This is a genomic window from Candidatus Frankia nodulisporulans (assembly GCF_902806475.1).
GTDB lineage: Bacteria > Actinomycetota > Actinomycetes > Frankiales > Frankiaceae > Frankia > Frankia umida.
Genome location: NZ_CADCWS010000003.1, coordinates 24,882 through 36,894, shown reverse-complemented (window position 1 = coordinate 36,894; position 12,013 = coordinate 24,882). Strand labels below are relative to the sequence as shown.

The following is a 12,013-nucleotide window of genomic DNA, read 5'->3' as shown; positions in this document are numbered from 1 at the left end:
TAATGGTCAGTCGGTCGACGCGGCCAGGACCAGGCGGGCGAGGCGCTGGCGGTGCTGCGCGGGCGTGCCGAACAGCAGCCGCGAGCTGTGTGCCCGCTTGAAGTACAGGTGCGCCGGATGCTCCCAGGTGAAGCCGATCCCACCGTGCACCTGGATGTTCTCCCGGGCGGTGGTGACGAACGCGTCGCCGCAGCAGCCACCGACGAGACTCGCCGCCTCGGGCAGCTCGTCCGGACTCTCGGCGGCGACCCACAGCGCGTGGTAGGCGGCCGAGCGGGCGGACTCGACGGTGAGGTGCAGGTCCGCCAGCTTGTGCTTGATGGACTGGAACGAGCCGATGGGCCGGCCGAACTGCACGCGGATCTTCGCGTACTCGACCGCCTGCTCGAGCACGCGGGCCGCCCCGCCGACCTGCTCGGCGCCGAGGGCGACGGTCGCCAGATCGAACACCCCGGCCAGCGCCGCGCAGGCCTCGCCCTCGTCGCCGACCAGCCGGGCCGCCGCCGCGTCAAGGACGATGGTGGCCTGCCGGCGGGTCTGGTCGACGGTCTGCTGCGGGGTGCGCGCCACCCCGGGTGCGGCCCCGTCCACGGCGAACACCGACAGCCCCGCCCCGGTGCGGGCGACGACGAGCAGCAGGTCGGCGGTGTGACCGTCCAGGACGTACGAGGTGGTGCCGGTCAGCGTCCAGCCGCGCGCGTCGCGGGTTGCGTCGACCCGCACGGCGTCCGTGTCGACGAGGCGTGCCGACGGCGGGGCGAAAGCGAGCGTGGCGGTGGTCGTGCCGGCCGCGATGGCGGGCAGGTAGTCGGCGTTCGCCGACTTGTCGCCGAGCGCGAGCAGGGTCGAGGCGGCCAGGACCACGCTGGACAGCAGCGGGGCGCCGAACAGCGTGCGCCCGGCCTCCTCCAGCACGATGCCGAGCTCGACGAACCCGTAGCCCGCGCCGCCGTACTCCTCCGGGATCGCCAGGCCGGCAAGGCCGAGCTCGCCGGCGAACCGCAGCCAGATGTCGGGGTCGTAACCCAGGGAGGTTTCGGCCAGCCGCCGGACCTCGGTCTCCGGTGAGGTCTCGTCGAGGAAGTCGTGCACCATACGGCGCAGCTCGTTCTGCTCATCGGTGAAAGCGAAGTTCACGAGACCTTCCTCATCCGGAGATACCGAGGATGCGGGCGGCGTTCCCGCGCAGGAACTTCGGCCAGACGCTTTCCTTGAGCGGCAGATCCGCGAGTTCGCGGATGATGCGGTCGAGGGAAAGGCCCATGGGGAAGTAGCCGGCGTAGAGAATCTTGTCGGCGCCGCGGGAGTTGGCGTAGTCCAGAATTTCCTTCGGGTAGTGCTTCGGGGCGAAGGCACTGGTCGAATAATAGAGGTTCGGCCATTTGATCATCAACTTGACCGCGAGTTCGGTCCAGGGTTCCGCGCCGTGGCGCATCACGAAGACGAGCTCGGGGAAGTCGTACATCACCTGGTCGACGAGCTCGACGTGCTGCACCCTCGACGGTACCCGGGGGCCGGCGATTCCCACGGTGACGAACACCGGGATGCCGAGCTCCACGCACTTGGCGTAGATCGGGTACATCAGCGGCGCGTCGATGGCGACCTGCGGAACCCACTGGTGCGGGGCGATGTTCACCCCGCGGACGCCGAACTGCTCGTGCGCCCGGACCAGGGCTCGGATGCCTTCCATTCCCCGGTTCGGGTCGCAGGTGATCGAACCGACGAACCGGTCGGGATGCTTGGCCAACGCCCGCTCGGCGACCTCGGGGTTCGCGGTCAGGCTGATCAGCCCGACCTCGACGCCGTGCCGGTCCATCTCGTCGAGCAGGAACGCGATGGGGTCGACATCCTGGCCGTGCGCATCCGGAACGTCATGAAACATGTAGGACGCCGGCATCACGAACTCTTCGCGGGACTCCCGGTCGCGGGCCGCCGCCCGGATCGACCGGTACAACGAATCCGGATCCTGCGGAATCCCCACCAGGGTGTCGATGATGCCTAGATCCGCGGGCCAGGGCCGCCCGCCCGCGGCGGGGGGTGAGAACGTGGAAGCCACCTAGCTGCCCTTCGTACGTCGCTGCTGGTCCGGCCGTGCGGCCACAGTAGCCTGGATTTAACCTTGATGTCGACATCAACATTGACATGCGCTAACCTGACGGCCGTCCTCGCACCCTGCGGACTGCTCGCCGCACCGGCCGCACATGGCTCCGGTGGCACGTGGTTCCGGTGGCACAGAGTGTCGCCCGCGGGCCGGGCCAGCTGTGTTCGGGGAGGGGGAGCGGAACCGGCATCGTCGGCCACTGCCCTGCGCGACCGGTTGATGCCTGCGTGCCACGCCGCGGAAACGACGCCTGGAGGCAGCATGTATCCCGGGAGTATCGCCGAGCTCACGCCCGACAAGCCAGCGATCGTGATGGCCCGTTCCCGAACGGTCGTCACGTACCAGGACCTGGAGCTGCGCTCCCGGCAACTGGCCCGGCTGCTGCGGGAGCGCGGTCTGCGCCGGGGCGACGCCCTCGCCCTGCTCGCGGAGAACCATCCCCGGTTCCTCGAGGTGCTGTGGGCCGCGATGCGCTCCGGCCTGTACCTGACGGCGATCACTCGCTATGGCACCGCGCCGGAGGTCGCCCACATCCTGACGGATTCGGACGCCCGTGCACTCGTCACGACGTCGTCGCTGGTCGAGGTCGCGGCCGAGGCGGTCGCGGACTCGCCCGGCTGCGCGACCCGCCTGGTCCTCGCGGGGCCGACCGACCCGGCGCATCCCGACACCCCTGGCAACGGATGGCCCGCGGGGTTCGAGTCGTACGAACCGGCGATCGCGGCCTGTCCGGCGCAGCCGTTGGCCCACCAGCCGCGCGGGGACATCCTGCTCTACTCGTCGGGGACGACCGGGCGGCCGAAGGGGATCAAAAGGCCGCTGGCCGACGCCGAGATCGACGCGCCCGGTGACTCGCCGGGCGCCACCCTGTGCCGCACCGTCGGCGCCATGGACGAGAACTCCGTCTACCTGTGCCCGGCCCCGCTTTATCACGCGGCCCCGCTCGGCTGGGTTCGTGGTGCGCACGAGATCGGTGCCACCGTCGTCGTCATGGAGAAGTTCGACGCCCGGGAGGTGCTCGAGCTGATCGAGCGCGAGCGGGTCACCCACCTGCAGGCCGTGCCGACCATGCTCGTCCGGCTGCTGAAGCTACCGGCGGAGGTCCGCGGCGCCTACGACCTGTCGTCCCTGCGGCGGATCATCCACGCGGGCGCCCCATGCCCGGTCGCGGTGAAACGGGACATCATCGACTGGTTCGGGCCGATCGTCACCGAGTACTACTCGGGTACCGAGGGCATCGGCATGACCCGCATCGACTCGGACGAGTGGCTGGCCCACCCCGGCTCGGTCGGTCGGGCCGTCGTCGGCACGATCCGGGTCTGCGGCCCGGACGGCGCGTTGCTGCCCGCGGGACGCACCGGCTCGATCTACTTCGAGCGCGACACCTCCGTGTTCGAGTACCACAACGATCCGGATCAGACCCGCGACGCCCGCCATCCCGACCACGACACCTGGCTGTCCCTCGGTGACCTGGGCTACCTGGACGAGGACGGCTACCTGTACCTGACCGACCGCGCCGCGTTCACGATCATCTCGGGTGGGGTGAACATCTACCCGGCCGAGATCGAGGGTGCCCTGATCACCCATCCGGACGTGGCGGACGTGGCGGTGTTCGGCCTGCCCGACCCGGAGATGGGCGAGTTCGTGCAGGCCGTCGTCCAGGTGGCGGACCAGGCCCGGCCGTCCGCGGAGCTGGCCGAACAGCTGCGGGCGCATGTGCGGCGCCAGTTGTCCGGACCGAAGGTGCCGCGGGTGGTCGACTTCCGTGACCAGCTGCCCCGGCTGCCCACCGGCAAGCTCTACAAGGTCCCGCTCCGACAGGAGTACCTCGACCGCCTGCGGCGCCCGCGGCGCCGCAGGGCACAGCAGGAGACACCCAGTGACCACATCTGCGAGGCACCAGCTCAACGAGCTGGGCTTCTACACCCTGGCCGGGCACAGCGACAGCCCGCGCGACCTGGTCGACGAGGTACGCGTGGCCGAACGGATCGGCCTCGGCGCCGCGTTCGTCTCCGAGCGGTTCAACACCAAGGAGGCGGCCACCCTCTCCGGCGCGGCGGGTGCGGTGAGTGAGTCCATCGGCATCGCGACCGCGGCGACGAACCACAACACCCGCCACCCGATCGTGACCGCCACGGTGGCCACCACCATGCACCGGCTCACCGGTGGGCGGTTCGCGCTCGGCCTCGGCCGGGGCTTCGACGCGATGTTCCGCGGGCTCGGCCTCGACCCGATCACCTCCGCCCAGCTGGAGGACATCGCCGGGCTGCTCCGCCGGCTCTGGCATGGCGAGACGGTGCTGCGCCACGACGGCCCCGCCGGCCGCTACCCGTACCTGGCCCAGGACCGCGACTTCGACGAGAACATCCCGCTGCTGCTCGTCGCGCTCGGGGAGAAGTCACTCGAGCTCGCCGGGCGCTGCATGGACGCCGTGGTGCTGCACACCTACTACTCGGAGGAGGCGGTCAGCCGGGCGCTGGCCGCGATCGCCCGGGGCGCACAGGCGGCCGGGCGCGACCCGGCGAGTGTGCGGGTATGGTCGGTGCTGGCCACCGTCTCCGACGAGATCCCCGAGGATCTGCGGCTGCGCAAGACCGTCGGGCGGCTCGCCTCCTACCTGCGTGGCTACGGCGACCTGATGGTCCGGGTCAACGACTGGGACCCGGCGGTGCTCACCCGTTTCCGCGAGGATCCGCTGGTCAAGGGGTTCCAGGGGGCGATCGACGGCAAGGCCACCACCGCCCAGCTCGAGCACATCGCCACCCTCATCCCGGCGCAGTGGCTCGCGACCAGTGCCACCGGCTCGCCGAGCCAGTGCGCGCAGGCCGTCGTCGACCAGTTCGACCTGGGTGTGACCGGCGTGATCCTGCACGGCGCCACCCCCACCGAACTCGTTCCCGTGGTGGACGCCTATCGCCACATCCGTCCGAGCACCGTGCGTGACCTGCCGGCGAACCCGGGCTGGGCGGCGCCGTCATGAACGGCGGTCCGGTCCGCTGCCGGGCCTCGCGGCGGAGTCAGGCGCGGGGGAGACCGAGAAGCTGGCGGCCGATCAGGCCCCGGATGATCTCCGAGGCGCCGCCGGAGATGGTCAGGGCCCGGCCCCACAGGAAGTTGTGGTGCCAACGGGCGACGACATCGGCGGCGATGTCGTCGACGACGACGGCCGAGTCGATGATCTCCATCGCGAGTTCGGTCAGCGCGACGTTCAGCTCGGTGTAGGCCAGCTTGCCGACCGGGCCGTCACTGGGATGCTCCTCGTCGACGAGGATGCGGTCGACGGCGTCGCGGACGATCAGGCGGACCTCCTCGACGCGGACCAGCGCCCCGGCGAGCTTCGCCTGGATGTCCTCGTGGGTGATCGCCGCGGTGCCGTCGGCGAACCGGGCCGCGCGGGCGAGCGCGACCAGGTCGGTGAACATGCGCTCGAGCTGTACCGAGTTGGCGCCGACGAACGCCCGCTCGGACGCCAGCCCCGAGGTGACGACCTGCCAGCCCCCACCCACCTCGCCGAGAACGTGTTCGGGGCCGACCCGCACCTCGTCGAGGAACACCTCGCAGAACTCGGCATGCCCGGTCATCTCCCGGATGGGGCGGATGTCCAGACCGGCCAGGGTCATCGGGATGACGAACGCGGTGATGCCGGCGTGCCGGGCGACGTCGGGGTCGGTGCGGGCCAGCAGGGTGCCCATGTCGGCCCACTGCGCGTCGGTGCTCCAGATCTTCTGCCCCGAGACGAGCCAGCCGTTGCCGTCGGGCGCGGGCCGGGCCCGCGTGCGCAGGGCGGCGAGGTCGCTACCGGCCTCCGGTTCGCTGAACAGCTGGCACCAGACGTGCTCGGCACTGCGGATCTTCGGCAGCAGCTCGCGCCGCTGTGCCTCGCTGCCGAACTCGAGCAGCGAGTGGGCGGCGAGCATCACCTGGTCGATGGGGCGGTAGGCGTCCCCGCGGATCAGCTCCTCCATCAGCACCAGGTCGTGGACGGGCAGATGCCCGGCCCGCCCGCCCCATCGCACCGGCCAGCCGGCACCGAGATGGCCGGCCGCGTACAGCGCGGCGAGCCAGGCCCGGATCCGCTTCTCGTGGTCGGCATCGCGGGGGACGCGCACACCCTCGGCCGGCATGCGCACACCGTGCTCGGCGATGAACGCGCGGACCTCGCGGCGATAGGCGTCGATCTCGTCGCGGGCCTCGGCCTGTCGGCCGGTGTCGACGTCAGCGGGCATCGGCCCATCCCGCACCGTGGACGAGCGAGCGCAGCGCCGCTCGTGGGTTCGCGGCCAGCCGGGCGTCCTGGTGAACCCGTCGCTCGTGCAGGTGCAGCCCGTACTCCCAGGTGAAGCCGATGCCCCCGGTGAGCTGCACGAGGTCGTGCAGCAGGTGCGGCGCGCCGGAGCTGACCGACGCCCCGGCCAGCGCCACCCACCGGCTGCGCTCACCGGCTGCCGAGGTCCCGCTGGTTCCCGGAGTCCCGCCGGCGGCGTCCGTGTCGTGCGATGCGTCCGTCCCGAGCCGTCGGACGGCCTCGGCGACGACCAGGTTCATGCCGCGGGCGCGCACCGCGTGGTCGGCCAGGCGGTGCTGGACGGCCTGGGTGGCGCCGATCGGCCGGCCGAACGTGTGCCGCGTCGCGGCATAGGCGACGGTGCGTTCGAGCATGCGCCGTACGCTGCCCAGGGCATCGGCGGCGAGCAGCAGTTCATACAGGTCGACGGCCTGGCCCAGGTCGGTGAGCCGGTGCCCGGTTGCCAGCGCGTCGGCCCGTACGGCGACGTCGGCGCATCCTCGGGAGACGTCGAAGCCGTCGGGGCCCGTGGTGAGCTGCCAGGTGTCCGGCTCGGTGAGCAGGACGGCGCACTGGCGCGTCGGGTCGAGCAGCAGGAAGGCGTCGGCCTGCGGGGCACCGTCGACCCGACGGGCGAGCCGGACGTCTTCGCCGCCGACCGCACCGCGTACACCGTTGTCCGTGCTGTGCGGACCGGTGGGGCTGGGCTGACCGGCAGGGGCGAGGCGGCCGAAGGCGCAGATGCGCTCACCGACAAGGATGCCCTCGAGCAGGTCGTCCACCACCGGGTCGCCGTTGCTGCGGGCAAGTACATGGGCGCTGGCTGTCAGGCCGGCCAGCGGGCCGCCATGCAGGGCGGCGCCGCACTCGGTGGCGCAGGCCGCGGCGGCGTCGACCCGTAGTCCCACTCCGCCGCGATCCTCGGGAACACACAGGCCAGGTAGGCCGATGTCGGCCAGCTCCGGCCATCCGTCGCGCCACGACGGATCGACCACCGGGGCGCCCGCTGGTCTGGCCGTCTCTCCGAGTACCGCTCGCACCGAATGGGTAAGTTGTTGTATCTCAGTAGTAGAAGTGTTGGACAGGTCGGCGTCAACTCCTGTGGCGGGCGGTCGGGATGACTGCGTATTTCCTGACATCGATTGACACCGATGTCAGGATCAATACTCCGGCGCCGCCGAGTTCGGCGTCAAGCCGTGTGGGCAGTGATCGGGAATGAGGCGGATCGTGACGGACCAGGTGACGGAGACGGACCAGGCGTCGAAGCCTTGGATCTTCGACTTCGACAACCACTACTACGAGTCGGAGGACGCGTTCACCAGGCACGCCGACCGCTCGCTGCGCTACCGCGGGGTGCGGTGGGCCGAGGTGGACGGCCGGCGGCGCCTCCTCGTGGGCGGAACGGTCAACTCCTACATCGCGAACCCGGTGTTCGATCCGGTCGCCAAGCCCGGCGCCCTGTTCGACTGGTACCGGGGCAACCCGCACCAGCAGTTGATCAAAGATGCCTTCGGGGAGCTCGAGCCGGTGCGGCCCGAGTACCGCGACCGCAAGGCGCGTCTCGCGGTGATGGACGAGCAGGGCCTCGCCGCGACCCTGCTGTTCCCCACCCTCGGGGTCGGCGTCGAGGACGCCATCCGTGCCGACCCGGAGGCCAGCAACTCGGTGTTCCGGGCGTTCAACCTGTGGCTCGACGAGGACTGGGGCTTCCGGTACGAGAACCGGCTGTTCGCGGTCCCCTACATCCCCATGCTCGACCCGGAGTTCGCCGCGAGGGAACTGCGCCGGGTGCTGGACGCCGGCGCGGTGGCCGTCAACATGCGTAACGCCCCGGTGCCGACGCCGGGCGGCCACCGCTCGCCGTTCGACCCGGTGTACGACGCGTTCTGGGGTCTCGCGGCCGAGGCGGGCATCCCGGTGGCCACCCACGCCGGGCTCGACGGTTACGACGTCCTGGTGAAGATGTGGGAGCCCGGCGGCGAGGAGACGTCACTGTTCCGTTCGCCGCTGCGCGGCATCGTGACCAAGAGCCGCGCGGTCAGTGACTTCTACGCCGCCGCGGTCTGCCACCGGGTCTTCGAGCGGTTCCCGACGCTGCGTTTCGCCAGTGTCGAGAACGGCGCGTCCTGGGCCCCGGAGCTGCTGCACCGTCTCGACGACGCGGCCAACCGCAACCCGGGCTACTTCAAGGAGAAGCCGAGCGACACCTTCGGCAAGCACGTGTGGATCACGCCGTTCTGGGAGGACGACATCGACCACCTCGTCTCCCACGGGGTGCGGGTCGACCGGCTGCTGCTCGGCTCCGACTGGCCGCACGCCGAGGGCACCCGGGAGCCGGCCGACTTCCTCACCGAGTCGCTGTCCGGCCTGTCCGAGAGCGACATCCTGCGCGTTGCCCGCACCAACGCCCTTGAGGTCCTGAACATCTCGATCGACTGATCCTGCCTGGCCGTCGCCGGTTCCTCGGCGGCCAGCACCGAACGTCAGAACGGGGCCGGCGATCGCCGGCCCCGTTCGTCGTACGCGAACACGTCGTACGCGAGCGGAGGAGGCGGTGGGGCAGGCCGTTCACCCCACCGCCGCGACCGCTCAGGAGGACGGTTCGGCCAGTGCCTTCTGCTCGAGGTACTCCTCGAAGCCGGCGACGCCCATCTCACGGCCGATCCCGGACTGCTTGTAGCCGCCGAAGGGAACGTCGGCGCCGTACCACATGCCGCCGTTGACCGACATCGTGCCGGTGCGGATCCGCCGGGCGATCCGCAGTGCCCGCTCCCGGTCGGCGCCCGAGACCCCGCCGGACAGGCCGAAGATCGAGTCGTTGGCGATCCGGATCGCGTCGTCGTCGGTGTCGTAGGGGATCGCGACGAGAACCGGCCCGAAGATCTCCTCCTGGGCGATGTTCATCGAGTTCTCGACGTCGGCGAGCAGCGTCGGCTGGAAGTAGAAACCCCGGTCGAACTGGGTGGCGATGCCGCCACCGGTGACGACCCGGGCCCCTTCCTCGATGCCCCGGCGGACCAGGCCGTCGATGCGGGTCAGCTGCGCCCGGTTGACGATCGGACCGGTCATGTTCGACGGGTCCTCCGGGTCGCCGTAGGAGATGGCGCCGATCAGGGCCGCGGCGGCCTCGACGCCCTCCTCGTAGCGGGACCGGGGCAGCAGCAGCCGGGTGGCGGTGGCGCAGCCCTGTCCGCCGTGGGTGCAGATCCCGAACACGGCCAGCGCCGACGCGGCGGCGATGTCCTCCACGTCGTCGAGGACGATCTGCGCCGACTTGCCGCCGAGCTCCAGGAAGACCCGCTTGATGGTGGCCGCGCCGGCCTCCATGATCCGCCGGCCGACCGCGGTCGAGCCGGTGAAGCTGACCATGTCGACGTCCCGGCTGGTGGTGAGCACCTCGCCGATGGTCTTGTCGGCGGCGGTGATGACGTTGAAGACGCCTGCCGGGATGTCGGTGTGCTCGGCGATGAGCCGGCCCAGGGCCAGGCCCGTCCACGGGGTGTCGGGGGCGGGCTTGAGCACGACCGTGGCTCCGGCGGCCAGCGCCGGAGCCACCTTGGCGATGTTGATCTGGTTCGGGTAGTTCCACGGGGTGATCGCGGCGACGACCCCGACCGGCTCACGTTCCACCCAGCGGTTCGCCGGGCCCGCCAGCGTCTGGGCGACGCCGAGCTGCTCGGTCCAGGAGTACTTCTCGGCGAGGTCGGCGTAGTAGGAGACGAAGTCGATCGGGCCGTCGAGCTGGGGCCCGCCCAGCAGCATCCGCGGCGCGCCCACCTCGGCGACGGTGATGTCGGCGAGCTGGTCGCGGTGGTCGAGCAGCGCCTGGTGCAGCTGGCGCAGACCGCGGACCCGCAGGTCTAGGTCGTGCGCCCAGTCGGACTCGTCGAACGCGCGGCGGGCGGCGGCGATCGCCCGCTCGGTGTCGGCGCGTGAGGCGTCGGCGGCCGAGCCGATGACCGACTCGTTGGCGGGGTTGATGTTCTCGTAGACCGCGCCGTTCTCGGCCTTGACGAGCTCGCCGTCGATCAGCAGTCGTTCCTCATGCCACGAGTCGGCAGTCAGCGGCATTGGATCTCCTTTGAAGTGATCACGCGGCGTGACGTGCGCACGCGTGGTTGGTGCATCGGCAGGGGGACCTGGCTCAGGCCACGACGCCCTTGATCTTCAGGTTGATGATCGTGTCCCAGTCGAGGCCCAGGGCCTGCAGCAGGCCGTCCCCGTGCTCGTTGAGCTCGGGAGCGCGCCCGGCCACCGGCGGCTCACTGTCGTACTGGATCGGCGCGCCGACCAGTTTGAACGCGGTGCCGTTCGCGGAGACGACGTCCTGGAGGTAGTTGTTCTCCAGGGCCTGCGGATCCTCGCCGATCTCGAGGGTGGTCTGCGCGACGGCCCACTGCCCGCTGAAGGTGGCGAGCTTCGTGCGCCACTCGGCGAGCGGGGCCGCGGCGAGGACAGCGGTGACTTCGTCGGCCGCGGCGTTGGCGTTCGCGCTGAGCGCCGCATGGTCGACGAAGCGCGGGTCGGTGGCGAGCTCGGGGCGGCCGATGAGCTGGCAGAACTCCGCCCAGTACCGCGCCGCCTGCAGGCAGGAGAAGACCAGGGAACGGCCGTCGGCGGTCTGGTAGATCCCGACGAGCGGGTTGTTGGTGCGCCCGGTGGTCGACTGGTGCAGCGGGATCTTGTGCTGCTGGGAGATGGCGATGGCCTGGCCCTGCGCCCACATGCCGACGCCGAGCAGCGACACGTCCAGCACGGTCGCCTCGCCGGTGCGCTCCCGGTGGAACAGCGCGCCCATGATGCCGCCGGCGATGGTCAGGCCGCCGATCGAGTCGCCGAAACCGGGGCCGGGGGGGAACGAGGTCCGCTCGCTGTCGCTGGTCGTCATGGCGCTGCCGATGCCGGAACGCGCCCAGAAGGAGAGGAAGTCGTACGAGCCGCGGTCGGCGTCCGGCCCGCGCTCGCCCTGGCCGGTGCCGCGGGCGTAGATGATGGCGGGGTTGTGGGCGCGGATGTCCTCGACGTCGATCTTGAGTTTCGCCCGCACGCTCGGCAGCTTGTTCGTCAGGAACACGTCGCTGGTCGCCGCCAGCTTGTAGAGGATCTCCAGACCCTCGTCCGTCTTCAGGTCGAGCGCCAGGCTCTTCTTGTGCCGGTTGGAGTGCTCGAGGAGCACGTGTACCGGGCCGCCGACCATCGCGACGCCGGTCTGCGCGAGGCCGCGCATCGCGTCCCCGCGCTCGACGTGCTCGATCTTGATGACCTCCGCACCCCAGTCGGCGAGCAGCGCCGAGGCTGCCGGTACGAACGTGTGCTCGGCGACCTCGAGGATGCGGACGCCCTTCATCACTGCCGTCATGCCGACCTCCGGCCGGTGGATGCGCTGCTGCCGGTGACACGCTGCGCAGGTGGATGGAAATCATGGGTGGGGTGCGCGGTCCGGGATGGACCGTGGGGGCTGGATCCGGGTGGATCGGCACCGGACCACGCGGCCCGCTCAGGTGGCGGCTCGCCGGTGGAACTATCTATATTGATCTCGATATTTGTTGACCCTAGCGGCGGGGGATACGACCGGCAACGCGTTGCGAACCGGTCCCTTCGGATGATCACCGCAAATGTGGACCGAG

At 70.7% G+C, this 12,013-nt stretch carries 8 protein-coding genes and 1 pseudogene; 3 read left to right on the top strand and 6 right to left on the bottom strand.

Annotation, left to right across the window (positions count from 1 at the left end; all coding sequences use genetic code 11):
* Positions 1-6: 6 nt before the first annotated feature.
* Both G6R24_RS00855 and G6R24_RS00850 read right to left on the bottom strand, forming a co-directional pair.
* Positions 7-1,137: an acyl-CoA dehydrogenase family protein gene (locus G6R24_RS00855; protein WP_163547243.1), complete on the bottom strand. Its 1,131-nt coding sequence runs from the start codon at positions 1,135-1,137 to the stop codon at positions 7-9.
* Positions 1,138-1,147: 10 nt separating this feature from the next.
* Complete coding sequence (locus G6R24_RS00850; protein WP_163547242.1) at positions 1,148-2,056, bottom strand: amidohydrolase family protein; 909 nt, start codon at positions 2,054-2,056, stop codon at positions 1,148-1,150.
* A gap of 306 nt (positions 2,057-2,362) precedes the next feature.
* Between G6R24_RS00850 and G6R24_RS00845 the strand changes: the two are divergent.
* Positions 2,363-3,931: pseudogene (locus G6R24_RS00845) on the top strand (acyl-CoA synthetase); the annotation flags it as partial.
* Between the two features lie 49 nt (positions 3,932-3,980).
* The gene (locus G6R24_RS00840) at positions 3,981-5,081 is read left to right on the top strand and encodes a TIGR03857 family LLM class F420-dependent oxidoreductase (protein WP_163547241.1); all 1,101 of its coding nucleotides are present in this window, start codon (positions 3,981-3,983) and stop codon (positions 5,079-5,081) included.
* A gap of 37 nt (positions 5,082-5,118) precedes the next feature.
* Here G6R24_RS00840 and G6R24_RS00835 read toward each other — a convergent pair whose 3' ends face one another.
* Together G6R24_RS00835 and G6R24_RS00830 are read right to left on the bottom strand one after the other, a co-directional pair.
* Positions 5,119-6,327 carry an acyl-CoA dehydrogenase family protein gene (locus G6R24_RS00835; RefSeq protein ID WP_163547240.1) on the bottom strand — a complete coding sequence of 403 codons (1,209 nt, stop codon included), beginning with the start codon at positions 6,325-6,327 and terminating at the stop codon, positions 5,119-5,121.
* On the bottom strand, positions 6,317-7,525 hold the full coding sequence (locus G6R24_RS00830) for an acyl-CoA dehydrogenase family protein (protein ID WP_163547239.1): 1,209 nt from the start codon (positions 7,523-7,525) through the stop codon (positions 6,317-6,319). Before G6R24_RS00830 ends, G6R24_RS00835 begins: the two co-directional genes overlap by 11 nt.
* Before the next feature lie 100 nt (positions 7,526-7,625).
* Here G6R24_RS00830 and G6R24_RS00825 point away from each other — a divergent pair, with 100 nt between their 5' ends.
* Positions 7,626-8,825, top strand: a complete 1,200-nt coding sequence (locus G6R24_RS00825; protein ID WP_225437938.1) for an amidohydrolase family protein — start codon at positions 7,626-7,628, stop codon at positions 8,823-8,825.
* Between the two features lie 150 nt (positions 8,826-8,975).
* Here the strand turns inward: G6R24_RS00825 and G6R24_RS00820 are convergent, their stop codons facing one another.
* Both G6R24_RS00820 and G6R24_RS00815 read right to left on the bottom strand, forming a co-directional pair.
* Positions 8,976-10,457 (bottom strand): aldehyde dehydrogenase family protein, encoded by a 1,482-nt coding sequence (locus tag G6R24_RS00820; protein WP_163547237.1) that lies wholly within the window; start codon positions 10,455-10,457, stop codon positions 8,976-8,978.
* 73 nt (positions 10,458-10,530) lie between these two features.
* Positions 10,531-11,745, bottom strand: a complete 1,215-nt coding sequence (locus tag G6R24_RS00815) for a CaiB/BaiF CoA transferase family protein (protein WP_163547236.1) — start codon at positions 11,743-11,745, stop codon at positions 10,531-10,533.
* Positions 11,746-12,013: the final 268 nt, after the last annotated feature.